The organism is Sphingomonas sp. Ant20 (assembly GCF_000783375.1).
Taxonomy (GTDB): domain Bacteria; phylum Pseudomonadota; class Alphaproteobacteria; order Sphingomonadales; family Sphingomonadaceae; genus Sphingomonas; species Sphingomonas aerolata.
Genome location: NZ_JRVI01000259.1, coordinates 1 through 25,351 on the forward strand (window position 1 = coordinate 1; position 25,351 = coordinate 25,351).

Genomic DNA, 25,351 nt, shown 5'->3' on the forward strand with positions numbered 1-25,351 from the left:
CGCGATCGAGGCCCAGCGCGCGGATATAGGCGAGCCGTTCGATCAGGCGCAGGATGTTGCGCGCTGCCGGCGATTGTGGCGCATTGCGCATCCAGGATAGCCATGTCGCGACCTGCCCCGGTCGTCGGGCCAGCAAATCGTCCAGGCCCTGAAGGGTGTCAGGCAGCAGGCCATTCGTGAGCACTTCATAGGTAAGCTGTTCGGCTTGCTGGCGCGCCCGCCGCAGCACCGCTTCGAGAATCGACGGAGAAGGCAGGAGGATCTGCAGGCGCCGGAGTTCATCGACGATGACGTCTGCCATCTGGCCGGGGTGTATGATGGTCTGCGCGATTGGGACCGAGAAGGCGACAACTTCACGGAAAGCGTTGCGGTCAAAAATCCTGAACCCGTGCGATCGTCGGATTTCGACGAGATGCTCGCGACGGGTCTGGTCCCGATGGGCATAATCCGCGAAGGCTGCCGGCGCGACGCCGAGTTGCTGCGCCACATAGGCGAGCACAGGAGCGGGCGGGACTTCGCCCGCTTCCAGCGCACGGCCAGGCCATCTCATATATAGCATGAGCATCGCATAGCCGAGCCGGGTGGCATCGCCGCGACGGCGGCCGACAATTTCCAGGTCGTCGCTGGTCAGCGTATAATGACGCGCGATCTCGCGCTCATCGAGCGGCGCGCCATAATGCCTCGCCCAGATTTCCAGGCTCACCAGTCGCCGTCTCGCCAAGCATCATCTCCTTCGCTTTGCGTGTCCGTCAGACGGTCCTCTGGCGGCCAACAGGAATATGTCCGTTAACTCTGGACCTGTAACGGCGATTCGGACAAGATCGCATAATGACGGGAAAACGGACAGGATCGGGCATCATGTGGCGCTGATCGGCTATGCGCGCGTCTCGACCGCAGACCAGAAGCTGTCGCTCCAGCTTGACGCGCTGAACACTGCCGGGTGCGACCGTATATTCGACGATCACGCATCCGGGGCAAAAGCCGATCGGCCTGGCCTAACCGAAGCGCTCGCCTATTTGCGCCCCGGCGACACGCTGGTGGTCTGGAAACTCGACCGCCTCGGCCGCTCGATGAGCCACCTGATCGAGAAGGTCGGCGAGCTTGCGGCGCGCGGCATCGGGTTCCGCTCACTCACCGAGAATATCGACACCACCACTTCGGGCGGCATGCTGGTGTTCAACATCTTCGGCTCGCTGGCCCAATTCGAGCGTGACCTGATCCGTGAACGCACTCATGCCGGCCTCAAGGCCGCACGCGAGCGGGGCAACAAGGGTGGTCGCCGGCCTGTCGTTACCCCCGACAAACTACGTAAAGCGCGGGCGCATATCGCAGCGGGCCTCACTGTTCGTGAGGCGGCGGCCCGGCTCAAGATCGGCAAAACCGCCCTATACAAGGCTCTGGAAAACGCGTGAAACCGCTGGCGATCAAGAACTCGTGGGTGCTGGTCACAGGGGCTTCGACCGGTTTGGGCAGAGCGTCCGCCCTCCGCTTGGCGGCATCGTACCAGGCCAAGCCCCTGATTGTTGGACGAAGGCTCGACAACTTGCGGGAGCTACAGACCGAAATTGACGAGCGGTTCAATGTGCCGTGCGAGATTATAGTGGCTGATCAACGTGAAATCGAGGGCAGGGAGAAAATCGCGGCTAAGGTTGCAGAATTGCAAGTAACAGCCGCTTTGTTGGTTGCCGGAATGACGAGCGTTGGTTCATTTGATGCAGGCCGTGCCGACACTTATGCCGAGGTAATTGAAACAAACATACTCGGTTTCACGGATTTGCTGGCTCGCCTGATTGCGATTTTCAGGGAGCAGCCGTTTGAATCCTCAGTAATCGCCGTGTCGAGCCTGGCGGGCGAAACATCCGTGCCCTTCCAAGCGGTCTACGGCGCGTCGAAAGCCTATGTGAGCACCCTCATGCGAGCGCTTTCCGTGGAGCTTGCCGGGACGGGAGTGAGTGTTGGGTCTTTTGCACCCGGTGGAATCGACACAGACATGGCTGCCCTCAGCGATTTGAAGTGGGGGAGGTTGGGTTTGATGGACGTTGACCGGTGCGCGGCCCATGCAGTCCACGCTCTGGTTTATCGGCAATCCTTCGCCATACCGGGGATGGGCAACCAGCTCACATATTTGGCGAGCAGGGTTCTACCTCGATCGTTGGTCAATCGGATTGCCGCCCTCCCATATCGGCGCCCGTAGGGCGGCACCACATAAAAGGGGCAGGAAAGCCTGCGAATAGCATCTGCTGGCATCGTACCGGATTTGTTCGCCCTTAGCGTGCAGATACGTCACTTTCGTGTAGTCACCCCTAGGAGAGGCCGCTTTCCTCCGCGTCGATCGCGCGGCTCATCGTCTCGAACACGACGGTTTCTTGCCCCGCCAGATCGGAGACGAGTTTGGCGCTGTCCTGATCATTGACCCCGAACACCTGGAAGACACCGGCGTTCGACAGGAACGTGCCGGCGCGTTGCCCGTAAAGCGCGCGGAGCTGGTGAACGTCCTGCAGGATCGGCCAAAGCTGGACGCCATAACCAGCCATCAGCCCCATCGCGCGTTCGACCGGTTCGAGGCGGCCAAGGGCGGCGAACTCGTCGAGCAGGAACAGCACCGGCCAGGGCGGACGACCCGCGCGCGCGCCAGCTCAGTTAGGGCTTGCGCCACCATCAGCCTCAACCACCGGGCGTAGCTGGCGAGCCGATCGGGCGGCAGCACGAGGAACACCGTCGCCGGCGCATCCTTCAATCCCGCGAATGTGAAGTCCGAGCCGCCCAACACCGTCGCCATGCGTGGGGAGTCGAGGAAGTGGGTATGGCGTTGCGCGGCGGACAGCACGCCGGCCGCTTCGCGATCGGATTTGCCGAGCTGGCGATTGGCGGCGCGCGCGACCAGGCCACCTTGCGCTTGCATCAAGGCGAGCTGCGCCGCCAGATCGGCCGGGGCGAGGGTCAGTCGATCGCGCAGCGTATCCAGGGTGCGCGTCGCGGTCGGTTCGGTAGCGACGATGTGGAGTAGGATGCCGGCGATCAGCGCCTTGGCTTCCTCGTTCCAATGCGCGTCGCCAGCTTCACCGGGTGCGTCATGAACCAGTGCATCGGCGAGCGTCATGCAGTCGTCGGCGAGATCGAGGCCGTGCGGGTCGATACGGTCGAGCGGATTGAACGCGGCCGAGGCCAAGCCCGTGACGCCGAACGGATCGAGGACATGGACCGCGCCGAACTTGCCGCGCTGGCGCGCGGCGATGCGGGCGTTCTCCCCCTTGGGATCGATGCAGACGACCGCGAACGGATATTCGAGCAGGTTGGGGATGATCGTGCCGACACCCTTGCCGGTGCGGGTGGGTGCGATCGTCAGCAGATGGGCGGGACCGGCATAGCGCATCGGCTTGCCGGTTTTCACGTCGCGACCGATCAGCAGGCCGTGATCGTCGTTGAGGGCTTGGGCTTCCCCGGCTGTGGCAAAGCGGGCCGAACCATGCGTGTCGGCGCTATCACCATAGTCGAACCGGCGAAGCAGAGGCAGGACGAACATCCAGGCTGTGACCAGGACCACGGCACCGCTGATCCCGAACACGCCAAGCTGAGCGACAGCGCCGTTCTTATCGAGGCCGAAGTACCAGATCGCCAGCATCACCAGGAGGAATAGCGCCACGAACAGCACCATTGCGAAGAGGACCACGCCGATGATGTGCCGGGCGAACCGGAAAGGGGCGAGCAGGATGCCGAACAAGGCCCACATCGGGTTGGCACGGGCGGTGCGGGCGAGATTACGGGTGGCGCGCGCAAGGCCCATGCTACTTCCCCAGCGGGAGCGTAATGACCGGGGCGTCGTTACGCTCGGAATATCTCAAGATCAGAATATGATAGCGTTCTGCAAAGGCGAGCACATCAAAAACCCGGTCTCTCCTGATCGCTCGGCTCCAATGCTTGCAGCGTGCGGATCGGAGCAAGCATCCTCGCCAGCGCGTCGGATAGGTCTTGGATGCGACATTCAAGGTCTGCCGCCAGGTCGAACATTTCTTCGGCCATGACCGGATCGGTGTGCGCCTCATTGACGAAGCGCATGGCTAACCCGTGCAAGCGCAGCAGGTCGTGCCGCATCTCCGGTGCATTGAAATTATCGCCTTTGAGGTGATCGCGCATCACGTCCAGATCATCCACCGTCCGCAGCAAAGGGCCGGTGTCGAAGGACGCAATCTGTTCATTCCGATCGACGGTTTTGGGCATCACGTCGTCCGTTGAATAGGCGTGACCGGCAGGGACCGATCGGCGTCGGGATGATCGAGCAGCCGGAGCAAGATTTGCGAGATGAGGGGAGGGGGCACGCCCTCGTCCAGCATCATCTTGAAAAACGCATCGTCGTTGGGCGTCGGAATCATGTCCTCGATGACCAGGTTGGCGCGCGAGTCCGCCATGTCCTCGTGCCACATGGCGATTTCCGCCGGCGTGCCGCGTACGAAATCCATCGCGCGGACTTGCCGACGGATTGCCTCGATATCGAAATCGCTCATTGCGCTTCGCTCCCTTCAGCCTCCGCATCGAACGCGCGTTTTCCGCGTCTTTTCCATAGCGCCAGGACGTCGCCGGCTTCGTCGCCGCGACCACGCCCGGCAAGATCGAGCAGCGCGCCGTAAAGGGTGGCGCGATCGTCGTCCGTCAGCTCAACCAAGCCGGCTTTCTGGACCAGTCCGCCCAGTTCAATCAGATGGCGTGTGCGTTCGCGGCGTTGCACGACCCAGCCCCTGCTATCTGTTCGCCGTTCCGCTGCTTCCGCCCGTAGCGTCGCCGCCCGGTTCAGTCGCAGCGCCCGATCCGTCGATTGCAGCAGCACCGCCACCTTTGCGCCCGCGCCGTTGAAAGAAGGCTGCGCCCTTCGCGCGCCATACCTCCTTCGCGCCCGCATCATTCGATCCGATCGCATCGAGCAGCACGCCGGCGAGTGTTTCCGCATCGAGTGCATCAGCACCCGTGGCGGCGACGAGCTGGCCGAGCTGTTCGACCCGTTTAGCCTTGAGCGCGCGGGCCTTGTCACCCAGCGCTTTCAGTTCGGCATCGTAATCGCGAACCTTCCGCATCGCTTTCACCCTTCCGCGTATTGGTCAGCAGCATGTTAGCGCGCCGAGCATATGGGTAAAGCTAGAACGACGAGAAAGCGGCACCAGGTCAATCATGGGGAGCGCAGCGAGTTGTGAGTGCGCGCTTATACGTCGTTGCCGACGTGCGCTCAGTAGGGCAGTGTGCAGAGCGTCATGGCGATCTACCATTTCTCCGCCAAGGTTGTGAGTCGTGCGAACGGGTCGAGCGCCGTCGCGAGCGCCGCCTATCGTTCCGCGTCCGAGCTGCACGACGATCGGCTGAACCGCGATCACGACTTCAGCAACAAGGCGGGCGTCATCCACTCCGAGGTGATGTTGCCGCAGGGTGCGCCGGAGCGTTTAAACGACCGCACGACTCTGTGGAACGAGGTGGAGGCAGGCGAGAAGCGCAAGGACGCGCAGCTTGCCCGTGAGGTAGAGTTCTCGATTCCACGTGAGATGAACGAGAAGCAGGGCGTCCAGCTCACGCGCGATTTCGTGAAGAAGCAGTTTGTCGATCGCGGGATGGTCGCGGACCTGAACGTGCATTGGGACAAGGCGAAGGACGGCACGCCCAAACCGCACGCGCATGTGATGATGACGATGCGCGACGTGGGACCGGACGGGTTCGGTAAGAAGAACCGGGATTGGAACAGCACCGAGCTTTTGAAGGACTGGCGCGAGGCGTGGAGCGCGCACGTCAACGAGCGCATGGCCGAGCTGGGGCTTGAGGGCCGGATTGACCATCGTAGCTACGAAGCGCAGGGGATCGCGCTGGAGCCGCAGCACAAGATCGGACCTGCCGCGTCGCGCAGGCCGGAGCAGGGGCTTGAGGCGGAGCGGATCGAGGATCACGCACGCATTGCTCGCGAGAACGGCGCGAAGATCATCGCCGATCCCAATGTCGCGCTGGACGCGATCACGCGGCAGCAGGCCACGTTCACCACCCGCGATCTTGCGACGTTCGCGTTCCGCCACAGCGACGGCAAGCAGCAGTTCGACCAGGTGATGGGCGCGGTTCGGGGATCGCCCGAGCTGGTCGCGTTGGGGAAGGACGGACGCGATCAGGAGCGGTTCACGTCGCGCGACATGATCGCGGTGGAGAACCGGCTTGAGCGCGCCGGCGACGAGCTGGCGGGCCGCGCCGGGCATGGCGTTGCCGAAGCTACCCGTGACGCGGCGATCGGCGCGGCCGAGGGCAGGGGCCTTGTCCTGTCAGGCGAGCAGCGCGACGCCTTCGATCATGTCACCGGCAGCGCCGGGCTGGCGTCCGTCGTCGGCTATGCCGGGTCGGGCAAATCCGCGATGCTTGGCGTAGCGCGCGAGGCGTGGGAGCGGGAGGGCTACACCGTGCGCGGCGCAGCCCTATCGGGCATCGCGGCCGAGAACCTTGAGGGCGGGTCCGGCATCCAGTCACGCACCATCGCCAGCCTTGAACACGCATGGGGACAGGGACGCGAGCAGCTAGGCCCGAAGGACGTGCTGGTGGTGGACGAGGCCGGCATGATCGGCTCGCGTCAGATGGAGCGTGTGTTGAGCCAGGCCCGCGATTCCGGGGCCAAGGTCGTTATGGTCGGCGACCCCGAACAGTTGCAGGCGATCGAGGCGGGCGCGGCGTTCCGCAGCGTAACCGAGCGGCACGGCGCGGCCGAGATCAGCGAGATCAGGCGGCAGCGCGAGGACTGGCAGCGCGATGCCACGCGCGCGCTGGCGACGGGGCGTACCGGCGAGGCGATCCATGCCTATGACGGCAAGGGCATGGTCCACGCGGCTGACACGCGCGAGCAGGCGCGGAGCGAGCTGGTCGACGGTTGGGATCGCGCGCGCCAGACCGACCCGGGCAAGAGCCGGATCATCCTCACCCACACCAACGCCGAGGTGCAGAGCCTCAATGGCGAGGCGCGCGACCGGTTGCGCGCATCCGGCGACCTTGGCGATGACGTGACGGTGAAGGCCGAGCGCGGCGAGCGTCAGTTCGCGACCGGCGACCGCATCATGTTCCTTCGCAATGAGCGGAGCATGGGAGTGAAGAACGGCACGTTGGCGACGATCGAGCGGGTATCGCCCGAAGCGATGGCGGTGCGCCTCGATGACGGGCGCGGGGTCGCGTTCGACACCAAGGACTATGCCCATGTCGATCACGGCTATGCGGCGACGTTCCACAAATCGCAGGGCGTGACGGTCGATCGCGCCCATGTCCTCGCCACCCCCGGCATGGACCGGCACAGCGCCTATGTCGGCATGTCGCGGCACCGCGACGACGTGCAGCTTCACTATGGCCGCGACGACTTCGCCGACCAGCGCCAGCTCGTCCGCGCCCTGTCGCGCGACCGGGGGAAGGACATGGCCGGCGATTATGCCAAGCCCGAGCAGGACCAGGCGCGCGCGTTCGCCGATCGGCGCGAGATCCGGTTCCCGGAACGCGCGCGTGAAATTGTGGCGAAGGTCCGCGACAAGGCGCGGGGCATGTTCGACGGGTTCCGGCCGAAGCCGGCGACCGAGAAGGCGACGTCGCCGGAGCGTATCGCGGCTGATCGGACGCTGGCACCTTCGCAGGCGCGCGCGATCGAACGCTATGGACGTGCCGCAGCCGATATAGGCCGGATGCGGGACAAGGGGTTGCCGGTGCTGGCGCACCAGGAACAGGCGCTGGCGAAGGCGGGCGATGCACTCGACCAGGTGCGGCCGCATGGCGCGCATGACCTCGCCAGTGCGATCGATCGCGATCCCCAGCTCGCGCGCGACGCGGCCGAGGGCAACACGGGCGGCGCGGCGAAGGCGATGGAGACGGAGCGCCAGGTCCGCATCGACCCGGAGAAGCGCGCGGGCCGGTTCGTGGAGCAGTGGCAGGGCATGAAAGAGGCACGGGCAAGCATGGAGCGTGCCGGCGACCATGCGGGTGCGGAACGGCTCGGCAAGCGCATGGAGAGCATCGCGGGCGGGCTACAACGCGACCCGCAGCTCGAATCCGTGTTGCGGCGTCGCGCGCCCGAGCTGGCGTTGAGCATGGAGCGCGGCCGATCGATCGGGCAGGAACTGTCACAGTCGGTCCAGCCTAGCCGCGACCGCGATCATGGCATGAGCCGGTAGGTGACGATGGACGAGGATATTCAGGAAGGCGGCGATCCAGCGGAGGCGTTCGATCGGTTGCGCGCCGTGATCGAAGGCCAGGACCGCGAGCTGGCGTTGCTACGCCGTGCCATGGAGGGCTTGGCGGCCGAGCGGGCGCATATCGATGTTCCTGACTATTCCGAGACGCTGGGGCGGATGCAGCAGGGCGTGGATGCCACGGCCGAGCGGATCGCAGTCATCAACGACGTGATCGCGCGGAGTCCGGCGCTGGCGATGACGCCCGAGCAGATGGCGCAACGGATTGCCGCAGCCGGCAACGCCGCCCGGCGCGAGGATCAGGCGGCGCTCGCCAAGGCAGGCGAGGACAAGGCTCGCGTCATGGCCGAGCTTCGCAGCCTCGCCGGGTCCGCATGGACGCGGGCCGACCAGAAGAACCGGCAGCTATGGTTCGGGCTGGGCGGGGCGGCGATCGGCATCCTCGCATGGGCGATACTCCCCGGCCTCGTTGCGCGCGAGGTCGCACCGGCAAGTTGGCAATGGCCCGAGCGCATGGCGGCGCGGACGCTTGATCTTCCCCGCTGGGAAGCAGGGCAGCGGATGATGCAGAGCGCGGCACCCGATGCTTTCGCCAACATTGCGGCGGGCGATCGGATCGTCACCGCCAACCGCGAAGCTCTGGAGGCCTGCCGGAAGCGTGCGAACAGAGTGCATGAGGCGGTACGGTGCACCGTCAACGTGGAAGCCGACAAGGGAACAGCCCGGCGATGAGATTGTGCCGCCATTCCGCGATTGCAGGCAAAAGGTGCGACAGTTCTAACGCCTGACCGTCTAGGAGCGCAGCCAACAGATTGGCGCATGTGTATTCTTCCCATGGGGTGACGGTTTCGATCCGCTGAAGCGTCTTCAGAGCGCTTCCTTTCAGATCGGCGTCATCGGACTTATCAAGGGTCTCGATCCATTCTTCTACGTGCTTCCAGTAGTTTGCCGCTGCATTGATTGCTGCGACAAGCGATAATCCGCCTTGCAGCATCGGCGGCACGTTAAAAGCATCCGGCAAACCGACGCAAAGACCCGTCCGTGTAGCCGTGAGATAACGCTGAATGGCAACGAAGCCATGCCCTATAAAATACTCACCAGCATCACAGAGTCCGTCAGATTCGGGATCACGAGATGATGCGATCGCCGCATTGACTTGAGAAACCTCAACATCCAGCAGCTTTAGGTGCCTGCAAAGTAGCGCAAAATCCGCATCGGCATAGTCATCGCCGATTTTAATAATCGCCATGATACTCGTAGCCGACTTCAGACCAATAGGCGGCTTCACGGTCAGCTTTGAGCTGGTCCAGCGAGGCTGGAATCAGCGTGAAATCGAGGTTGTACATCGGCATTTGCCAATGCTGGTGAAACCAGCGTGCATGATCGTTGGTCGCAGTTTCGGTCACCAACCCTTCAGCGTCGAGTCGCTTGGCCAACTGCCCCGTCAGGTCCCGTACATGGCCAGAGTGCTCATTGGTGAGAAAATCGACGGTGCCCCATATGTCACTCGTCGCCTCTAATCCTGCCCTCGAAAAGACGCCGACTGCATCCAGCGCCTCGACCAGCGTCAGGGCGAAGGGTCGCATATGTATGCCCACGCTTGAGAAGCGCATCGGATCGCTCCATTGCGGTACGCCATCCTCGTGTTGCTCGATGTCGGCGTAGAGCGTGCTTTCGCGGCTGTAGATCGCCCAGTTTGGCAGGATGTACTCGCTCATTCCGCCTTCCAGGTAATGGCCCTGCCGCTCGCTATCGACATATTCCTGTAGCTGCTCGACGTTGACGGGCCTCCAGCTCTGGGCTTTGGCGTAAATGAGCCGGGCGAGATGGCTGTAGAAGTCTTTTATGATGCGCCCGATACGCCCATCGATCTTGGAAGGCGGGCATCGCACCAAGTCGAGCAGGATCAGCGCTTTCGCGGATTCCTCCTCGGCGAAGCTTCCAGAACAGAAGCCTCCCGGGGATTTTCGGGCAGCTTCTCCGCGGCACTCCAAAAGCTACGCGCGCTCGACAAAATGATCGGCAAGCCCTCGGCGATAAAGTCGAGCCGTGCCGATTGCGACATCTGGCGCATGGCTCCCGCCTTCCTCGCACCGTATGGAACAGGATTACGCTGTGTCGTCATGATTTGCTTTAGCTGGCAAGCTCGTCCCAATCAGCTCTGAAGGATTTTCGGACCTGCCTTTTGTGCGATGTCGGGGGCAGGATGTCGATATGAGCAATCGAGCAGGAAATATGGCGGAAGAGGATCCGAAGGGTCTAGGCGCTACGTAAAGCTGCAGCGCGGACAGCTCCGTTGGAAGCGAGAACTACTCGCTTCCATGGCGGGGGTCTCGCTGTCTACCGTTGAACGGGTTGAGCGTGGCGATCCTGTTCGACCTGTGGCGCTCGAGCGGATCGCGGTAGCGCTCGGCCTAGATAACGACACTTTCACGCGTCCGCGGATGCAGTTGACCGAGGTGGAGCAGCAGGCCTGGCTCGAACGCAGCTTCGGCTGGCTCAAGACCCATGTGCCCGTGAAGGTGGCGCAGCTCCGCCACGAGCGCCAGCTTCGTTCGCTCTCCGCGACGCAGTTCGTTGTGTTCGACAGCGATCTTGGGAGCGACGCGGCTGGCGACCTCGCGGAGCTGAGGGAATGGCTTGACCTTACGGGCTTCATCCGCGGCACGGCGGACGGCACCTTTGCACCACCTCCTGAACCGGGATTTCGCATGCGGAGCCTTTACGCTGACGTGTTCGAGCATGTCCGCGGCATGGAGCGTCGCCATCGGGCGGTATGTCTCGTCGGCACCTACATGGCCGACACCGATCTACCCCTCCTGCCGAAGGCCGAGATTGGTATGCTGGCGCTTAGATCAAAGGAGCGTAACCCTGCGGCGGCCAAAATAGACGTGCTTTTCGCGGAACGCAGGATCGCGCGGGAGTCCATCGCGTGGGACAGCTAAGGCCCAAGGCGAAGCAGTCAGTCGTCGGCGTCGAGGTCGGCCATCAACGCGGACACGTTGCTGACGCGGGTTACCCTTCCCTCGCGGACATCACGCATTGCAGCTTGGGTCTCAGTATTGGGCATGCGCAGGTCGAAGGGCATCGCTTTCTCGGCGGCCACACGGACGAACAGCAGCCGAATGGCATCGGACACCGAGAGGCCCATGCCCGACAGGACAGCACTGGCTTCCTTCTTGAGATCGGAATCGATCCGGGCGCGCACGATTTCGGCAGCGGCCATAGGGAGTACCTTTCAAAACACTGTAGCTACGTTGTAGTCACAAACTCTAAATGAAGGTTTGACGGCGCGGGATCAATCCCCCCCCCACCCTTCCTGCACCATCCGTGAGCACGTGAAGCACATGTAGCACGTGTCAGGACATGTAGCACATTGCAGAACAGCAGTGCCGCCAGCAAGCCATTGAGAATCAATGGATAAATCAGATACTGTGAATCATATGTTGCATGAACTAATGTGAGTGGCACCATATCTATGGGTTACATACCGCCAAGTTACGATAAGAGCGTAACTCGTCGGCTGTGAGTAAATAGCTAAGTCGTTGAAAAACAAAGACAAACCGCGCATATTAGCGGAACTGGTAAAAACCGGGATTATCCGGTGAGCAAAGGGAGTTTTGAAATGGCGACGATCAGGGAGGCGGGGGCGATAACGAAAAAGCAGCTCGCGTTGCGTGAACTGCACTGGCCCGGGGCATCTCCCCATTTGTGGCATCGCACTGCGAACAAGGGCTTTGCGACGATCCCGAAAACGATGCCCATGATCCTCAAGATCATGGACGAGATGACGAAGGGCGCGCCGGTATCGTCGACCTATCTGACCCTGTGGTGCTCGACGTGGGACAACTCGTTCGTGGTGCTGAACAAGCACGGCGATATGGCGAACGCTGCCGGGTTCGGTGGTCAGCGCGGGGAGCATACCTGGGCCACCCGCATGAAGAAGCTCAAGGAGCTGAACTTCATCGACATCAAGGCCGGCAAATCCGGTCCCATGAGCAATGCGATCATCTGGAATCCGCACTTGGTCCTGAGGTGGCATCACGATCAGAAGACACCCGGCCTGACAGAGGCGAGCTATAATTCGTTGATTGAGTGGGCGCTCGACATCGGGGCAAAGGACATGACCGATCCGCCTGCGATCGTCCCGCCTGCACAGGTGGTTCCACCAGCACCACAGCAGGTTCCCCCGCCCCCGCCCCCGCCCCCGCCGCCGGTCACTCCGGCCGGGGGAGGCGTCCGATGCGTGAGATCGAATACACCGGCAAATTCAAACGGGATTACAAGCGCGAGAAGCGTACCGATCCCGACCTTGCCGATGTCCTGCAACCGGTCCTCGAACTTCTCGCCGCGGATGCAACCTTGCCCGAGCGGCTGGCAGATCACGGTCTGAGCGGCGCATGGAAGGGGTTTCGGGACTGTCACATCAAGCCTGATCTGGTGCTGGTCTATGAGAAGCCCGAGGGCATTCTGAGCCTGGCGCGTCTGGGGTCGCATAGCGAGGTGTTCGGATAGGGGCAGGCGGGATGACAAATGCAGGCGTGCAGCTTGTGGTGCCGGACGGGCTGACCGAGACGTTTCCCAAGAACGTCCGGCCCTACCTTCAGACGCTGGAGAGCTTTATAGGTGACGTGCGGCTGTTGCTGTTACCGTGATGGGTTCGGACCGGGCGTTACGGCGGTTATGACGGACGTGGCCCTCGACATGACGGCGGACGGGAGAGCCTTTTCCGCCAAGCCTGCAAATGCCCCTAGCAGCAGCGCCACCGATCCCGAATGCATCAGGCTGGAAGCCTGAAACATGCCGACTTTGACATCGGCAACCCCGGTAGAAAAAATCAGCGCCAGGATGGCGGTCAGCGAACCGGTGAAGATCAGGCGTAGCTGAGGCTCGATCTTGTCATCTTCAAGCGCAACCAGATCGGCAAAGGCGAGAGTAACCTTACGACTGGCAAACGAGGCCCACGCGCCGAGCATAGCACCCGACCAGACCAGAAAAACGCGCCGATATCGGTAGAACTCGTCAAATGGCAGCCAGCGAATGTGTTCGCATACGAGATACGACAGAAGCCCGATTCCGCCGAAAAGCGCTGCCCAGCCGCCGAGTTTTCTCATGTAGAGATTCTTTATTGGGCCAGATTCTCGCTCGATTATGTCTAATTCCAGTGCGCGGAGGGCATCGAACGCAACAACAGGCGATGCGTTCGGACCGACCAGTCCGACCTGACCGAGAGCGACAAGTTTCGAAACGGCCTCCCGGAGTTTGCCCGAGTCCTCCGGTTTCCGGTAAAGGGATTTCAGAATTGTCAGGGCGCGTTCGACCTCGTTTTTGAGGTCGCGTTGATCGCGGGGCGCGCCGACCTTCAGCACCCGGAAATTGATATCCGGAGTGCCGTCTTCTGCGTCGCGGGGTTCCACCCCCCAAAAGCCTTTGGGGGCATTGGCGGTCTGGGCGGGGATATCCTGAGGGGCTTCCTCTACAGGGGGGCTGCCTGCTTCAGCGTCCACAGCAACTGCACGGACCATCGCCTGGACTTGTCATTTTGGTGACGGACGCAAAGGTCGATTCTTGGAGCGTCTTTTGTTCAAGCGTGTTGTTGATCGCATCCAGTTCAGCAAGCATGCGGTCCTGTGCGAGCGTGCGTTTTGCCAGCCCAATGGCATCGAGTTTTTTCTTTAATGCACCGAGTTCTGGCGTTAGCGCCATGATGGTTCCTCCCTGATCGTTATGGCTATCGATATCGCGGCTTCGTCGGGCTGTCATCTGCCAGTTGCGTTTCATGCGTGTATGACATTGCAGATCATCGATATCAGGGATTGCCAGTGCCGGACCTTCGTTCACTCATCCCAGACGCTGCCGTGTTGCTCGCGTTCGCACCCAAAGAACTGGGCGGTCAGCTATTGACGATTTTTCGTGATCGTCCTTCCGCATTGGGCAACGAGGCTCATTGTGGCGAGCTGGTGCGCGCGACTGGCCTATTGCAGCAGGGGAATGTGCGTCTGGGCGGCGCCGTTGGTTGTCATTGGGTACTCCAACGGCTTACCGTTGTTCCAGAGATTGACGGAGGGGGCGTTGACGACCGGTTTTGCAACGAGTGCCTTCGCGATTTTGGAGCTGTCTCTGCGGTCGTCGAAGGACGCTATTAATGAAGCTGTAGATCGTCTGGCATTCGAGAGTGACCGCGACCCGGCCGATCTTGACGCAGCCCGAGCACGCTTGCTGTCTGCGCGCGATCGCGTCGAGGAGGAGATCGCTTGGCTTCCGGAGTTGCCGCCATCAGAGGCACGGCGGGCCGCCTCGGCGGCGTTGGCGGGTAATTTAGATGCTCTTCGATCAGCCTGGAAGGCAACGTCCGGTTTAGCTCAGCTCAACATCGGGGCGGCGATAGTGTCGCTCAAACCAGACCCAGCGCTGTCAGTTGAGATAATTAAAAGTGGTTTGCTTTGGGATAGCCGAAGCACTTTGCAGACGTTGCAAGAGTCTCGCGCGATTGCAGGATCACCCCCTATCGGCGAGGATTTATGGAAAAGGGCGGTAGATAAGCATCTAGACTATATCTCATTCAAGCTGGTAGCTCCCTTTGCATATTCATCCAAAGCAGCAGAAGAGCTTAGTAAGGATATATTAGAATATCGAGCTGGTCAGTCTGAAGTTGCCGCGAGTCTATTAGAAGGTCTGATCCGAAATTATCGACGATTGGTTGAGCCAAAGCTAAGCCTAATTGCTGGGGATATCGAGAATAACGTTTCCAACATTAAAGAGGACCCTCAGCGAGCTACCAGCCGAGAAGCGCTTGTCAATCAAATTGGCAAATGGGCAGCCCTACGCCGCCCCGTATTGCTTCACGAAGCAAGTCGTGGCCTTGAGGATGAGAAATCTGTATCACTAGCGCGGTCGATCCGCTCGCTTGCCATCGAGCTAGCGAACGATCACTCGGCCTTTGCTGCGGCTAAGGAGCTTACCGAAGCGCTGAGAGCAGGCTTTGCGTACCTTCCTACCTTTGGTGAAAAGCTGGATGAAGATTCGGAAACCCTTGCTGGCTTATTAGCCAGCCAATCCGACGCTCGTCACTTGGAGCCGCTTGCCGCTACGTGCCACGCAGCGCTCGACCAGCCCAAAGCATTCGCTTCAAGCGTGAATGCTGGCAACCTAACGCAAAACGGAACAGGCTTGGCCGCAAACCTCGCCAATGCTTTTAAATCTGCGACGTTCGCCAACGTCAGTGATCCGAACATTCCTTGGCTAATGGTTCGAAACATCGCCATTGAGCTCCATAACGAGCATGATAAATCGGAAGTCGCTCTGAGCCTGGTGGAGTGGTTGCTAGCCGCAAATCCACCTCCAAGTGTCCGGTCTAAGCTCGAAGCAGACCGGCGAGCGGCGAAAGAAGCGATCGACACGAATCGCCTTGCTCTAGCTGTGAAATCTGGTCGGCTATCTGACGCTAGGACTATACTGGCATCGATTTCACCAGACGCGGTTGGAGGACGCGTCGAGCTACGGAAGCTGCAAGATGGGATTGCCGAGCGCCTTAGGCGACGTAATGGCAAGTGGATCGGATGGGCGGTCACTGGCGCGATCGCTATTTTTGCGATCGCGCAGGCCGATCGTAAGCCTAGCAGTCAGCCCGAACCTAGCAGTCTGGTTACAGACATGTCTGTTCCCGAGGGAGGAGGCACGATCAACGACGGCTCGGGCAGCTTGCCGGCTGATTCTGCCGCTACGGAAGCGGCTTCATCATTAGATGCAGGTGATGAGCGGATGCCTGCACCGAACAGCTATGGCGTCTTAAGTCGCGCCGAACTTCGATGGTGCTCTTTCGAGTCAGCGCGCCTTAGCGCGCTTGAGGGTCGCGTGCCAAACAACGCCATCTCCGGCTTCAACTCCGCGGTGCAGGAGTTTAACAGCCGGTGTTACGGGGCTCGTTACGCCGAAAGCGATAAGGCCGCTGTCGATTCCGAAGTTGCCGACTCCGCGGCAAGGATCAGGAGTGAAGCTGACGCCAAGATGTCAGTATGGGCTTCCGAACCTCAAGGCGCATCTGCTCCGCCGCCGTCCCGCGACCAGCCCTTACGGAGGTTCTACGACGATAATTCGACGCAGGAAACACCTCCTGCAAGCACGCAGCCGGATACTCAACAGGGCTCGGAGCCTTCCGAACCATACGAAAGCGAGCCGACGCCAAATGGCTGATGCGACACATGCGCTAGCCTCGTTAGCTGTCGAGTTTTGGAAACTGGCGGCGAATTTCGAGCGTCAGGTCGAGCACGGCGATGACGCTAGGAAGGCGGGTGGGCACGCTCAACTTCGTTATTCGCGTCGCCGATTAGCAATGTTGTTGGAGGCTGAGGAGATGCGAGCAATCTCCTACGATGGCGAGCAGTGGTCGGCGGTGCTGCCGGCGAGTGCCGTCAATGCGGAGGATGTTGCGGACCTCGACAACCTCACTGTCGAGACCACTCTCGAACCGACGATCGTTGGACCGGAAGGTGTAATAATATCCGGCAAAGTCATCCTTAAGGGAGCATAACAAGTGTACCTCGGCATCGATCTCGGCACATCAAACTCGGCTATCGTGGGCCATCGGAGCGGGGCGCTCGAACTCTTTAAGACAATCACCGGGGAAGACGTACTTCCTTCTGTCTTAATGACCGATCGACGCGGCAGTCGTTATGTCGGCAAGCGCGCCTACGACCAGTTGCAGACCTCGCCAAAGGGCATTGCATCGAGGTTTAAGCGCCTTCTAGGCACAAGCACGGTTCTTCCCTTCGGCGCGGACGGCAACATCAGCCCCGAAGAGGCCAGTGCAGAGGTGCTTCGTCAACTGCTCAAGCAGGTCGACGCGGCTATCGGAGCCGTTGGCATAGAGGGGACTGTCATCACCGTTCCGGCAGCGTTCAACCAAATGCAGTCTGAGGCGACTATCCGCGCCGCGGAGGCCGCAGGACTTGAGCGTGTCGCCCTGCTCCAAGAGCCGATTGCCGCCGCCCTCGCATCTCTCGAACGAGGCAGCAAGAACGGGCTCTTTTTGGTGTACGATCTAGGCGGAGGCACCTTCGACGTGGCGCTAGTTCGAGCCGTGAACGGTTCGGTCTCAATCGAGGCACACGAGGGCATAAACATGCTTGGCGGAAGCGATTTCGATCGGATGATAGTCGATTCTGCGGTCCGGCCTTGGCTCGCACGTAACTACAAACTGCCCGCAGACGCGCAGCGCCAGCCCGCGTACCAGCGGCTATTCGCTATCGCCAAGGCAAACGCCGAAAGAGCAAAGATCGAGCTATCGACTGCGACGGAAACGACGATCTTCGTTTCTGAGGACGATGCACGAGCAACTGACGATGGCGGGGCGGATATATTCCTTGAGGTGACAGTCACGCGCGGGGAGCTTGAGCGTCTGATCACCGATAAAATCGATCAATCAATCGCACTATGCCGAAAGGTGATAATCGGTAACGGCTATACCGCTGACGACATCGATCGGGTGGTTTTAATCGGCGGCCCTTCGCGCATGCCGCTGGTTCGCGAGCGGGTACCGCGGGAGCTGGGCGTACCCGCTGACCTCGAAGTTGATCCGATGACCGCCGTTGCCCGCGGGGCTGCAATTTATGCGGAAGGCCGGGAATGGTCATCACAGACCAGCAGCCGCAAAGCCATGCGCCAACGGCACGATGCGGGCGCGGAGGTATCCTACGACTATGAGGCCCGAACGTCTAAGGATGAAGCTCGTATCAGGGTTGTCTCGGCAGGTGGCGCGCAGGGGCTGCGAGTAGCAGCGATGGCTGATGACGGCCGCGACTATGGCGAGCAGTTAGTAGCCGACAAGCCAGTCTTCACGGTGCAACTAAGGTCCGGCGAAACGCGCGTCACCATGACCGTTACCGACGCTCAAGGACATCGGCAGGTCGCCGCGTCGGCAGAACTTTTGATAACCAAATTGGCGGCCATTGCTGCCGGAGCGCCTTGCACTCATACGATCGCCATCAAAATCCAAACAGGAGATGAAAGCCGCGCCAAGAATGGCCTTCTGCCGCTGATTAGGAAAGGCGAAACCCTTCCAAAGAAGGGTGTAGAGAGCCTGAGATCGGCGCGCGACTTGCTCGCGATGGCTGGATCGATTTCGAACTCTTCGAGCAAGCAGAAGGTGTTCTTGAGCCAGAGAACAATCTTCTAATTGGATCGTTTCGCCTGCGCGGGTCGGACTTACCCGAAGGGATCGGATCGCTTGCCGAAAACGAGCAAATCAACGTTCATTGGTCGGTAGACGATAGTCAGCTAATTAAGTGTTCGATTGAGCTGCCAAGCCGGGGCCTTCACCTCGATGACCACAACTTCTACGCGGAAGAGCTAGCTCGATTGGACTTTTCTGCGCAAGGCGAAGCCTTTGCCGGTCACGCAATCGCAGCTGTCGACAAGGACCTGGAAGCACTTTCGGAAGCGCTTGACGGCGCAGCCGCTGCCGACCTCGGATCGCTCCGACGTAGGCTCAATGAGCAGCTTGATCGACTGAGAGACACACATGATCCAGATGGGTTCCGATCCATCACGGAGGAGGCGCGACATCTTCGACAAGACATGTCGCGTTTGCGGCACCGTTCCGACCTGCGCACCTCTGTTTTGCGGTCCGAACTAAGCCGAGTCGAGCGTGCGTACCAACATACTCAGGGCTTTATGACTGAGGGCGCGCAAGGGCGCTTCGACCAGCAACGTGCAACTGCCGAAGACGCGCTAGATCGGCATGATATCGATTTGGCCGAGCGCGCGATCGATGGCATGGACACCTTGAATTGGGCCATACTCCTCTCCGATCCGACGTTCCTCGCGGCTCAGTTTGAGCATCTCGCGGAGCAGCGCAGCGCCTCGACCGATCCGAGCGCGTTTGACAAATTGATTTTACAAGGTCGTTCAGCCGTGTCTCAGGCCAATCCGGAAGAGTTGCGACGTGTCAACGGCGAGCTGTTTGACCTGATTGCCGCTCCAGCAGGCGGCGGCGATGACGTTGCAGCACTAGCAGGACTACGACGTTAAATTAGCGCCTCCTGCAAAACGGTCAGTTGTTGGAAGAACGCCGCGGACCGCAACTCTCACCCACCCGGCCCGTGGCGTCTCTCAAATCTGTCTTTCACATCGACCGAGGATTCCTTCACGCCACTACATATGATAATGTCCTTTATCGTATGTAGGAGATTGGCATGGCGTTTGGAGATATCAGGATCGGTAGCGGCAACGGACCGCTCATCACGCAACCTCGCAACAAAGGCGAAGGCGGCTATTTCGTCGAGGGGAAGGCTGGCACGCCTCACGGACCCTTTGCCACTTGGGAGGAGGCAAAAGCAGAGAGCGAGCGGGTACAGGCTCAATGGCAGCAGGAGCAGGCTATGTTCCGTGGCGGTGGCTTTGGCCGTTGAACCAGCTCGTCGCTCTGTCCTCGCCCGTGCTGGCGCTGCCGGCGCTGATCGCGTCGGCTGATGATCGCGCACAGATGCGCTTCCTAGAGTTCTTCGCAGTCACTATCCGCAACGCGCATACGCGTCGCGCTTATGCGCGTGCAGCGGGCGAGTTTTTGGCCTGGTGCGACGCGCGTTGCGTGGCGTCGATTGCCGACGTGCAGCCGCTTCACGTCGCGGCCTGGATTGAAGTGCTGGGGCGCGACGTGAGCGCGCCTACCGTCAAGCAGCGGCTTGCGGGCGTGCGCCACCTGTTCGACTGGCTGGTGACAGGCCAGGTCGTGGCAACGAACCCGGCCGCGTCGGTACGTGGGCCGGCACACAGCGTCCGGCGCGGCAAGACCCCGGTGCTGGCTCCCGAAGAAGCGCGGAGATTGCTGGACGTGATCGACGTGACGACGCCGGCAGGTTTGCGCGACCGGGCGCTGATCGGGTTGATGGTCTATTCGTTCGCGCGGATCGGTGCGGCGTTGGGGATGCGGGTGGAGGACGTGTTCGTGCAGAACCGGCGCCTCTGGGTGCGGCTTCACGAAAAGGGCGGCAAGCGCCACGAGATGCCGTGCCACCATAATCTGGAAGAGTATCTGTCCGCCTACCTCGACGGCTGTGCGCTTCGCGAAGACCGCAAGGGGCCGTTGTTTCGCACGATCGGGCGCGGGACTAAGCGACTAAGCGAAACCCCCCTGCCCCAGGCTAGCGCGTTCCAGATGGTGCGCCGCCGCGCCAGCGCGGCTAAGATCGAGACGGCAATCGGGAACCATTCCTTCCGCGCGACCGGCATTACCGCCTATCTAAAAAATGGCGGCACGCTGGAGCGTGCGGCGACGATGGCGAACCACGCCTCGACACGTACTACCCAGCTGTACGATCGCCGTCCCGACGACGTGACGCTGGACGAGGTGGAGCGGGTGCTGATCTAGGGCGAGGCTCTTGCTCCTGATCCCTTTAAGCGAGAACCCCGCTGGCATTGCTGCCAACGGGGGTTCTGAACGATCTTCAATGCGGAATGGGTACCGCGAACGAGACCCATATAGGCCAAGCGGGTTTAAGATTCAACTTTCAGTTGAGCCATCGTCAACACCTAGAGGTGCGGAGCGAGGCGACTTAGGCCTAAGGCACCAAGCGCGGCAGTCCTTACGGCCTTTAAATCAGCGGCCGACAAGGCGGCACGCTGATGACGGCCATTGAAGAAGAGGCGGTCAAGTCGGTCCCTGCTGACCACCTGCATCATATCGCCCTTGAGCCAGCTATCGCGGCTGAAAAAGGGATAGCTGCCGACCGGAATATGGACATGGAACGGCTTGAGCGGGACCGGCTCGCGCGTGCTGAATGGTGCGATGATCGCCAGACCAGGCGAGGGCGTGGCGATGACGACGGCATGGCGTTGCTTGATCATTTCCGGTGGCAGCGAGATCGGACCGCTTCCCAGCGGATAGGTGCCGGGCTGGCGAGGATCGGGGCCGAACTCGCACAGCAGCACGTCGCCGGGATTGATGATGATAGGGTAGCGGGGCTTACTTGCCATGTTGCGTGTATCCAACGCCCCGCACGAGCCGCAGCGCGCCGGAAAGGTTTGAAGATAAGAAAAACAGGGAAGTGACGGTCATGTCAGATCGGCCGCGATCAGCTCATCACGCAACCGGCGCAAACGACGCTTCAGCCGATCATCCTCTTCGTCTGCAAAGGCATCGGGAACGTCTGTCATGCGACGCAGCTCGATCGCCTCGTTCTGATTTTCAAATGTGCCCGCAGGCATGACCGCGACGGGATTCGTCGCTCTGGATTGGTGGCTTTGATAGAACGTCTTGGTCAGCAGGATGCACAAGTCGGCCAAGCGGTGAAGAGGAATCTCCTCGCTTAACCGGCTCCACTTGTCTTCGGGCATGCGCCAGACCTTTGCGCTGAGCTGATCGGTATCCTCCTCCTCACGATATTGGGCGAGGCCGATTGACAGATAGAGGGCGTCGGTATCGTTGCTTCGAGCACCGTCGAATGGCTCGTAGGGAAGCATGAAAATGGGGGGTATGCTTCAGATGCGTAGGGGGCGGATAGTTCTGCATGGTGGGGGAGGTTTCGGCAGTCGGCCTTGCTAAGGGATTCATAACGGCTCCTTTGTACGGTGTGTTTGTAGACATAGTTTGTAAAAACAGTTTGTAAATAGAGTGAGGCGCGCCTTTGCGTGGCCGCGCGCTATCTTTCCGCCACGCTTCGACCGAGCCGCCGTGCTGGCGTCTCACCCCTGACTGGCAACGATCGCTCGCTCGCGCGGGCAGGCCGAGGGCCGCATCAGGTCTCCGGCGACGCCGGCCAAAATTTCCGTCAGATTGGGAAATGGGAGCGCTGCTTTGCCTTCCCGGCAACGGCAATCATCCGGGCCGATGCGTCACGACCCGATCGGCGACGACAAGGAGGCGGCAGCTAAGCGACTAAGACCCTTTACGATTAAGCGGCTAAGCGGCATAAGTCGCTTCGCCGCTTAGTAGGAGTTGCAACCATGCAGGTATGGGCCGTCATCGCGCAAAAGGGTGGGCAATCCAAAACCACCCTCTCGACCGGATTCGCCGTCGAGGCGGCGCGGGAAGGGGCGTCCGTCGTCATCCTCGATGCCGACGACCGGCAAGGGTCTGCGCTCTACTGGTCGGAGCGCCGCGACGACGACGACGTGACGGTGAAAGACAGCAGCGTTGCCGGCCTGCCGCTCCACGTCTCGCGTGGGCGCGGCAGCGGCAAGATCGACCTTATCATCATCGACACGCCGGCGAACTCGAAGGACATCGCCATGCTCGCGGCCGAGCAAGCGGATTTCGTCATCATCCCCGTCGCGCCGCGCGGGCTGGACGTTCATTCGGTGTTGCAGACCGTCAAGCAGGTGCAACAGGCCGGCACCCCGTTCGCCGTCATCTTAACCCAGGTTCCGCACCAGGGCGGGGAGGGGCAGGAGGCCCATGCCGGGTTTGCGGCCAAGGGCGTGACCATGTTCGACAGTCGCCTTCACTTCCGCAAGGACTTCTACAAGGCGACGCCGCTTGGACGCACCGCAGCTGAGACGGAGCCGGATAGCAAGGCAGCGGCCGAGCTGCGCGCCGCGTATGACGAGGCTAAGCGACTAAGCGGTTTTACGACTAAGCCAGTAAGCGAGGCAGCATAATGGCGAAGAAGCCTTCCGCGCTCGCCAGCATCTTCGACGATGAGGCCGAGGAACCGGTTCCGGTTCCGGTTCCGGCTCCCGATCCCGCGGTCATCCCCGAGCCGCAACGGGCGGCAACGCCGCGCCGGTCGCGGCGTTCGGGCGACACGTCGGCATCAGCAGCACCGCCCCCGCGCAGCAGCCATCCGGGCAAGAAGCCGGTGTTGATCCACATTCCCGAGGACATGCACCGCGCGCTTCGCCAGCTTAGCGTGGAGGAAGGCGGGGAACCGCTCACCGTCATCACCGAACGCCTGCTTCGCCAGTATTTGGTCAAGCGGGGCCACACCAGGTTCGCGCCGTGAGCAAGCGGCGCGATCCCAACCCCGAGTTTGACCTGTTCATCCCGGCGCTGGGCGACCTTCCGCTTCGCGACCAGCGCGAGGTCATGGAGCGGCCGTTCTTCTCACTCCAGAAGCGCAAGCGATTAAAGCCAATCGAGTATCGCAGCCCGGACGGCGAGGCGTGGGTGCGCGTGCAGGCCATTCCCGACTACGGCATGGCGACGATATGGGACGCCGATATTCTGATATGGGCGGCGTCCACGCTCAATCGCATGAAGCAGCAGGGCTTGAACGACCTGCCACGCACGCTGACCACGACGCCCTACGACCTGTTGCGAGCGATAAAGCGCAGCACCGGGGGCAGGGACTATCAGGAGTTGCAGGCGGCGTTGCTTCGGCTCCAGACGACTTCCATCACGACCTCGATCCGCGCATCGGCGCGCCGGCAGAAGGCCGGGTTCAACTGGCTCGATAGCTGGACCTTCGACACCGACGCCGAGACCGAGCAGCCGCGCGGCATGACGCTGACCCTTTCGGATTGGGTTTACGAGGGGATCGTCAACGAGAAGTCGTTGCTCACCATGCACCCCGACTATTTCCTCCTGTCCGGAGGGCTGGAGCGGGCGCTGTATCGCATCGCGCGCAAGCATGTTGGCTCGCAGCAGGGTGGGTGGGTGTGCCGGGTGGAGCTGTTACGCGATAAGACCGGCAGCGACGCCCAGCCCAAGGAGTTCAATCGGATGCTCCGGCGAGTGATCGAAGCCGACCAGCTCCCCGACTATACGATGGAGACGACCGAGACGGCCGGCAAAAGCCCTGCCGTGCTATTCAGACGGCGCGGCGAGGCCGAGGCGCTGGCACTAGCCGAAAAGATGCGCGCCGAGGACGAGCGGCGCGCCCGCGTTGACGCCGATCGCCGACGAACGGAGGAGGTGGACGCCCGCATGGACCGGCTTGCCGGCCGGCGCTGACTATCGGGGTTTCACACACCGCATCCTCCAACTATCGGGGTTTCACCCACCGGTCAGCCCAAGCCGAGCGACTCACTACGGCCAAAGGGTTGCCAAGGAACCGACCTAGTTGTGGATAACCGATGTGGGAGACCATATTCGACACCTACGGAGTCGGGGTTTCACCCACCTTTTCGTCGGGGGATCACCCACCGCACTATCGGGGTTTCACACACCGAATCACGGGGTTTCACCCACCGACCATGCCGCTAAACTACTGATATAAAGAGAGGAGTCAGGGCGTTTTTTGACGCTTAACTCTCTTAAAGATTCTTATTTAACAGAATCCTTTAACGTCAGCGTCTCGCACGACAGCCAACAAAGAAGTTCAAATGGAATCGGCCGATGGCCGATACACTTTCGTTTCGTGCCGCCTTCGGCGTCACAAGAGCGGCGCTTGCGCCGCTGGTTAGGCGAGGAAAGAGTCAGGAGGGTCGGGGCGGGAACATGCCCCAGCGACCGCCAGGAGCGCGGTGAGGGCAAAGAAGGGGCTTTTAACGTCTTCCGGTGCGTCGATCGCGGCGAGCGCCACCAGCAAGGCTTAAATCGGCCCGTTGGTCTGCGACTGAGCGAGCAGCCGCGATCGATCACGCCGGATCGAACCGTCCTGCGAACTCGCGATCGTCATAGTAGCGCAGCTTGGCGGCGATGATCGGCCGCTGCCCGGCGAGGAACAGGAGCTGCCGGTCAGGGCGGAGTGTGCGAACTTCATCGGGGGTGAGCAGGGCGCGGCCGACATGCTGCTGTCCGTAGGAGGGGTGACTACACGAAAGTGACGTATCTGCACGGAAAGGGCGAACGGATAGCGAACGTCACGCGGCAAGTAGGGAGTTGACGGCGCGCAGCGGTCGCAAGGCGTCCGGATCGGGTTGATCTTCAACATTCCAGCTATAGTCACCGGTCAGCGAGATATGCTCCCAGCCCAATGGCGCGATGTGGCGTGCGATTTCGTCGGCTGTGCCGATGTCCGCCAGCGCCATTTCGAGATAGCGAGTGTTCCACAAGATGATGGCGGCGACGAGCAGGTTGAGGCCGGAGGCGCGATAGGTCTGGTTCTCGAACCGACGATCGCGCAGTTCGCCGAGCTGGTTGAAGAAGAGCGCGCGGGCGAGCGCGTTGCGGGCTTCGCCTTTGTTGAGGCCCGCCTGGGTGCGCCGGCGCAGGTCGATGTCGCGCAGCCAGTCGAGCATGAAAATGGAGCGTTCGAGGCGGCCCAGCTCGCGTAGTGCGAGGGCCAGTCCGTTCTGTC

At 61.3% G+C, this 25,351-nt stretch carries 30 protein-coding genes and 2 pseudogenes; 17 read left to right on the plus strand and 15 right to left on the minus strand.

Translation table 11 applies throughout. From position 1 onward, the window contains the following. Window positions 1–703, minus strand: a 703-nt coding sequence (locus tag NI18_RS19715; protein ID WP_037532667.1) for a DUF4158 domain-containing protein, incomplete at its 3' end; no start/stop codon positions are given. 157 nt (window positions 704–860) lie between these two features. Here NI18_RS19715 and NI18_RS19720 point away from each other — a divergent pair. Beyond that, window positions 861–1,412: a recombinase family protein gene (locus tag NI18_RS19720; protein ID WP_004213210.1), complete on the plus strand. Its 552-nt coding sequence runs from the start codon at window positions 861–863 to the stop codon at window positions 1,410–1,412. After that, window positions 1,409–2,194 (plus strand): SDR family NAD(P)-dependent oxidoreductase, encoded by a 786-nt coding sequence (locus NI18_RS19725; protein ID WP_004213209.1) that lies wholly within the window; start codon window positions 1,409–1,411, stop codon window positions 2,192–2,194. Before NI18_RS19720 ends, NI18_RS19725 begins: the two co-directional genes overlap by 4 nt. Window positions 2,195–2,306: 112 nt before the next feature. Here the strand turns inward: NI18_RS19725 and NI18_RS19730 are convergent. From NI18_RS19730 to NI18_RS19750, 5 genes and pseudogenes are all read right to left on the minus strand, one after another. Continuing rightward, window positions 2,307–3,784, minus strand: a pseudogene (locus NI18_RS19730) (type IV secretory system conjugative DNA transfer family protein); the annotation flags it as partial. Between the two features lie 95 nt (window positions 3,785–3,879). Continuing rightward, window positions 3,880–4,218 (minus strand): transposase, encoded by a 339-nt coding sequence (locus NI18_RS19735; protein WP_128082345.1) that lies wholly within the window; start codon window positions 4,216–4,218, stop codon window positions 3,880–3,882. Continuing rightward, window positions 4,218–4,502, minus strand: a complete 285-nt coding sequence (locus NI18_RS19740) for a hypothetical protein (RefSeq protein WP_037532669.1) — start codon at window positions 4,500–4,502, stop codon at window positions 4,218–4,220. Before NI18_RS19740 ends, NI18_RS19735 begins: the two co-directional genes overlap by 1 nt. Further along, the gene (locus tag NI18_RS19745) at window positions 4,499–4,723 is read right to left on the minus strand and encodes a conjugal transfer protein TraD (RefSeq protein ID WP_037532671.1); all 225 of its coding nucleotides are present in this window, start codon (window positions 4,721–4,723) and stop codon (window positions 4,499–4,501) included. The genes NI18_RS19740 and NI18_RS19745 overlap by 4 nt, the downstream gene beginning before the upstream one ends. A gap of 13 nt (window positions 4,724–4,736) precedes the next feature. After that, window positions 4,737–5,066, minus strand: a complete 330-nt coding sequence (locus tag NI18_RS19750; RefSeq protein ID WP_037532672.1) for a conjugal transfer protein TraD — start codon at window positions 5,064–5,066, stop codon at window positions 4,737–4,739. Between the two features lie 174 nt (window positions 5,067–5,240). Here NI18_RS19750 and traA point away from each other — a divergent pair, with 174 nt between their 5' ends. Further along, window positions 5,241–8,156 (plus strand): Ti-type conjugative transfer relaxase TraA, encoded by a 2,916-nt coding sequence (gene traA / locus NI18_RS19755; RefSeq protein WP_037532674.1) that lies wholly within the window; start codon window positions 5,241–5,243, stop codon window positions 8,154–8,156. A 6-nt stretch (window positions 8,157–8,162) separates the two neighbouring features. Next, window positions 8,163–8,906 carry a DUF6118 family protein gene (locus tag NI18_RS19760; protein ID WP_037532700.1) on the plus strand — a complete coding sequence of 248 codons (744 nt, stop codon included), beginning with the start codon at window positions 8,163–8,165 and terminating at the stop codon, window positions 8,904–8,906. Here NI18_RS19760 and NI18_RS24730 read toward each other — a convergent pair. Both NI18_RS24730 and NI18_RS25960 read right to left on the minus strand, forming a co-directional pair. Beyond that, the gene (locus NI18_RS24730) at window positions 8,869–9,423 is read right to left on the minus strand and encodes a hypothetical protein (RefSeq protein WP_128082346.1); all 555 of its coding nucleotides are present in this window, start codon (window positions 9,421–9,423) and stop codon (window positions 8,869–8,871) included. The genes NI18_RS19760 and NI18_RS24730 overlap by 38 nt on opposite strands. Beyond that, the gene (locus NI18_RS25960) at window positions 9,410–9,892 is read right to left on the minus strand and encodes a hypothetical protein (RefSeq protein ID WP_198527077.1); all 483 of its coding nucleotides are present in this window, start codon (window positions 9,890–9,892) and stop codon (window positions 9,410–9,412) included. The genes NI18_RS24730 and NI18_RS25960 overlap by 14 nt, the downstream gene beginning before the upstream one ends. A 108-nt stretch (window positions 9,893–10,000) precedes the next feature. Here NI18_RS25960 and NI18_RS25965 point away from each other — a divergent pair, with 108 nt between their 5' ends. Next, window positions 10,001–10,339: a hypothetical protein gene (locus NI18_RS25965; RefSeq protein WP_198527078.1), complete on the plus strand. Its 339-nt coding sequence runs from the start codon at window positions 10,001–10,003 to the stop codon at window positions 10,337–10,339. A 27-nt stretch (window positions 10,340–10,366) separates the two neighbouring features. Next, on the plus strand, window positions 10,367–11,119 hold the full coding sequence (locus tag NI18_RS19770) for a helix-turn-helix transcriptional regulator (RefSeq protein ID WP_084215324.1): 753 nt from the start codon (window positions 10,367–10,369) through the stop codon (window positions 11,117–11,119). Window positions 11,120–11,136: 17 nt separating this feature from the next. Here NI18_RS19770 and NI18_RS19775 read toward each other — a convergent pair whose 3' ends face one another. Then, window positions 11,137–11,400: a type II toxin-antitoxin system RelB/DinJ family antitoxin gene (locus NI18_RS19775; RefSeq protein ID WP_037532677.1), complete on the minus strand. Its 264-nt coding sequence runs from the start codon at window positions 11,398–11,400 to the stop codon at window positions 11,137–11,139. 1,016 nt (window positions 11,401–12,416) lie between these two features. Between NI18_RS19775 and NI18_RS23775 the strand changes: the two genes are divergently transcribed. Together NI18_RS23775 and NI18_RS24740 are read left to right on the plus strand one after the other, a co-directional pair. Beyond that, the gene (locus NI18_RS23775; RefSeq protein WP_084215326.1) at window positions 12,417–12,689 is read left to right on the plus strand and encodes a type II toxin-antitoxin system YafQ family toxin; all 273 of its coding nucleotides are present in this window, start codon (window positions 12,417–12,419) and stop codon (window positions 12,687–12,689) included. Between the two features lie 11 nt (window positions 12,690–12,700). After that, window positions 12,701–12,829, plus strand: a complete 129-nt coding sequence (locus NI18_RS24740) for a type II restriction endonuclease (protein WP_198527079.1) — start codon at window positions 12,701–12,703, stop codon at window positions 12,827–12,829. Here the strand turns inward: NI18_RS24740 and NI18_RS19785 are convergent. Together NI18_RS19785 and NI18_RS24745 are read right to left on the minus strand one after the other, a co-directional pair. After that, window positions 12,821–13,699, minus strand: a complete 879-nt coding sequence (locus NI18_RS19785; protein ID WP_128082347.1) for a hypothetical protein — start codon at window positions 13,697–13,699, stop codon at window positions 12,821–12,823. The two genes, NI18_RS24740 and NI18_RS19785, sit on opposite strands and share 9 nt — an antisense overlap. After that, complete coding sequence (locus NI18_RS24745) at window positions 13,671–14,015, minus strand: hypothetical protein (protein WP_128082348.1); 345 nt, start codon at window positions 14,013–14,015, stop codon at window positions 13,671–13,673. The genes NI18_RS19785 and NI18_RS24745 overlap by 29 nt, the downstream gene beginning before the upstream one ends. A 231-nt stretch (window positions 14,016–14,246) precedes the next feature. Between NI18_RS24745 and NI18_RS24750 the strand changes: the two genes are divergently transcribed. The 6 genes from NI18_RS24750 (at window position 14,247) to NI18_RS19810 (ending at window position 20,541) form a co-directional block, all read left to right on the plus strand. Continuing rightward, window positions 14,247–16,367: a hypothetical protein gene (locus NI18_RS24750; RefSeq protein WP_128082349.1), complete on the plus strand. Its 2,121-nt coding sequence runs from the start codon at window positions 14,247–14,249 to the stop codon at window positions 16,365–16,367. Further along, window positions 16,360–16,704 carry a hypothetical protein gene (locus NI18_RS24755; RefSeq protein ID WP_128082350.1) on the plus strand — a complete coding sequence of 115 codons (345 nt, stop codon included), beginning with the start codon at window positions 16,360–16,362 and terminating at the stop codon, window positions 16,702–16,704. The genes NI18_RS24750 and NI18_RS24755 overlap by 8 nt, the downstream gene beginning before the upstream one ends. Window positions 16,705–16,707: 3 nt before the next feature. After that, on the plus strand, window positions 16,708–18,348 hold the full coding sequence (locus NI18_RS19800; RefSeq protein WP_052149366.1) for an Hsp70 family protein: 1,641 nt from the start codon (window positions 16,708–16,710) through the stop codon (window positions 18,346–18,348). A 182-nt stretch (window positions 18,349–18,530) separates the two neighbouring features. Next, window positions 18,531–19,202 carry a hypothetical protein gene (locus NI18_RS22660; protein ID WP_128082351.1) on the plus strand — a complete coding sequence of 224 codons (672 nt, stop codon included), beginning with the start codon at window positions 18,531–18,533 and terminating at the stop codon, window positions 19,200–19,202. A 164-nt stretch (window positions 19,203–19,366) separates the two neighbouring features. After that, window positions 19,367–19,582, plus strand: coding sequence for a hypothetical protein (locus NI18_RS19805; protein ID WP_037532685.1), 216 nt, complete (start codon window positions 19,367–19,369; stop codon window positions 19,580–19,582). After that, window positions 19,579–20,541, plus strand: coding sequence for a tyrosine-type recombinase/integrase (locus NI18_RS19810; protein WP_037532687.1), 963 nt, complete (start codon window positions 19,579–19,581; stop codon window positions 20,539–20,541). Before NI18_RS19805 ends, NI18_RS19810 begins: the two co-directional genes overlap by 4 nt. A 161-nt stretch (window positions 20,542–20,702) precedes the next feature. Here the strand turns inward: NI18_RS19810 and NI18_RS22665 are convergent, their stop codons facing one another. Together NI18_RS22665 and NI18_RS22670 are read right to left on the minus strand one after the other, a co-directional pair. Further along, window positions 20,703–21,161, minus strand: a complete 459-nt coding sequence (locus NI18_RS22665) for a type II toxin-antitoxin system PemK/MazF family toxin (RefSeq protein WP_128082352.1) — start codon at window positions 21,159–21,161, stop codon at window positions 20,703–20,705. Window positions 21,162–21,224: 63 nt separating this feature from the next. Next, window positions 21,225–21,632, minus strand: a complete 408-nt coding sequence (locus NI18_RS22670; RefSeq protein ID WP_052149370.1) for a DUF6530 family protein — start codon at window positions 21,630–21,632, stop codon at window positions 21,225–21,227. 483 nt (window positions 21,633–22,115) lie between these two features. On the opposite strand from NI18_RS22670, the gene NI18_RS19825 reads away from it, so the two are divergent. The 3 genes from NI18_RS19825 to NI18_RS19835 are packed head-to-tail and all read left to right on the plus strand — an operon-like array spanning window position 22,116 to window position 24,063. Beyond that, window positions 22,116–22,769, plus strand: a complete 654-nt coding sequence (locus NI18_RS19825; protein ID WP_037532689.1) for a ParA family protein — start codon at window positions 22,116–22,118, stop codon at window positions 22,767–22,769. Continuing rightward, window positions 22,769–23,113, plus strand: a complete 345-nt coding sequence (locus NI18_RS19830) for a hypothetical protein (RefSeq protein ID WP_037532691.1) — start codon at window positions 22,769–22,771, stop codon at window positions 23,111–23,113. The genes NI18_RS19825 and NI18_RS19830 overlap by 1 nt, the downstream gene beginning before the upstream one ends. Continuing rightward, window positions 23,110–24,063 (plus strand): replication initiator protein A, encoded by a 954-nt coding sequence (locus NI18_RS19835; protein ID WP_037532694.1) that lies wholly within the window; start codon window positions 23,110–23,112, stop codon window positions 24,061–24,063. The genes NI18_RS19830 and NI18_RS19835 overlap by 4 nt, the downstream gene beginning before the upstream one ends. Before the next feature lie 626 nt (window positions 24,064–24,689). On the opposite strand, the pseudogene NI18_RS23780 reads toward NI18_RS19835, so the two are convergent. Together NI18_RS23780 and NI18_RS19840 are read right to left on the minus strand one after the other, a co-directional pair. Continuing rightward, window positions 24,690–24,857 (minus strand): annotated as a pseudogene (locus tag NI18_RS23780) (type IV secretory system conjugative DNA transfer family protein); the annotation flags it as partial. Window positions 24,858–24,914: 57 nt separating this feature from the next. Continuing rightward, window positions 24,915–25,351: Tn3 family transposase (locus NI18_RS19840; protein ID WP_157840584.1), on the minus strand; the 437-nt coding region annotated here is incomplete at its 5' end.

Excerpts from the sequence above, each read along its gene's own strand:
- NI18_RS23775 (WP_084215326.1), top strand. The coding sequence starts at position 12,417 with ATGCGTGAGATCGAATACACCGGCAAATTCAAACGGGATTACAAGCGC.
- NI18_RS25965 (WP_198527078.1), top strand. The coding sequence starts at position 10,001 with ATGGCTGTAGAAGTCTTTTATGATGCGCCCGATACGCCCATCGATCTT.
- NI18_RS25960 (WP_198527077.1), bottom strand. The coding sequence starts at position 9,892 with ATGAGCGAGTACATCCTGCCAAACTGGGCGATCTACAGCCGCGAAAGC.
- NI18_RS19825 (WP_037532689.1), top strand. The coding sequence starts at position 22,116 with ATGCAGGTATGGGCCGTCATCGCGCAAAAGGGTGGGCAATCCAAAACC.
- NI18_RS19735 (WP_128082345.1), bottom strand. The coding sequence starts at position 4,218 with ATGCCCAAAACCGTCGATCGGAATGAACAGATTGCGTCCTTCGACACC.
- NI18_RS19830 (WP_037532691.1), top strand. The coding sequence starts at position 22,769 with ATGGCGAAGAAGCCTTCCGCGCTCGCCAGCATCTTCGACGATGAGGCC.
- NI18_RS19750 (WP_037532672.1), bottom strand. The coding sequence starts at position 5,066 with ATGCGGAAGGTTCGCGATTACGATGCCGAACTGAAAGCGCTGGGTGAC.
- NI18_RS24740 (WP_198527079.1), top strand. The coding sequence starts at position 12,701 with ATGACAAATGCAGGCGTGCAGCTTGTGGTGCCGGACGGGCTGACCGAG.
- traA (WP_037532674.1), top strand. The coding sequence starts at position 5,241 with ATGGCGATCTACCATTTCTCCGCCAAGGTTGTGAGTCGTGCGAACGGG.
- NI18_RS19785 (WP_128082347.1), bottom strand. The coding sequence starts at position 13,699 with ATGGTCCGTGCAGTTGCTGTGGACGCTGAAGCAGGCAGCCCCCCTGTA.
- NI18_RS22670 (WP_052149370.1), bottom strand. The coding sequence starts at position 21,632 with ATGCTTCCCTACGAGCCATTCGACGGTGCTCGAAGCAACGATACCGAC.
- NI18_RS24755 (WP_128082350.1), top strand. The coding sequence starts at position 16,360 with ATGGCTGATGCGACACATGCGCTAGCCTCGTTAGCTGTCGAGTTTTGG.
- NI18_RS19770 (WP_084215324.1), top strand. The coding sequence starts at position 10,367 with ATGTCGGGGGCAGGATGTCGATATGAGCAATCGAGCAGGAAATATGGC.
- NI18_RS19805 (WP_037532685.1), top strand. The coding sequence starts at position 19,367 with ATGGCGTTTGGAGATATCAGGATCGGTAGCGGCAACGGACCGCTCATC.
- NI18_RS24730 (WP_128082346.1), bottom strand. The coding sequence starts at position 9,423 with ATGGCGATTATTAAAATCGGCGATGACTATGCCGATGCGGATTTTGCG.
- NI18_RS19740 (WP_037532669.1), bottom strand. The coding sequence starts at position 4,502 with ATGAGCGATTTCGATATCGAGGCAATCCGTCGGCAAGTCCGCGCGATG.
- NI18_RS19760 (WP_037532700.1), top strand. The coding sequence starts at position 8,163 with ATGGACGAGGATATTCAGGAAGGCGGCGATCCAGCGGAGGCGTTCGAT.
- NI18_RS19775 (WP_037532677.1), bottom strand. The coding sequence starts at position 11,400 with ATGGCCGCTGCCGAAATCGTGCGCGCCCGGATCGATTCCGATCTCAAG.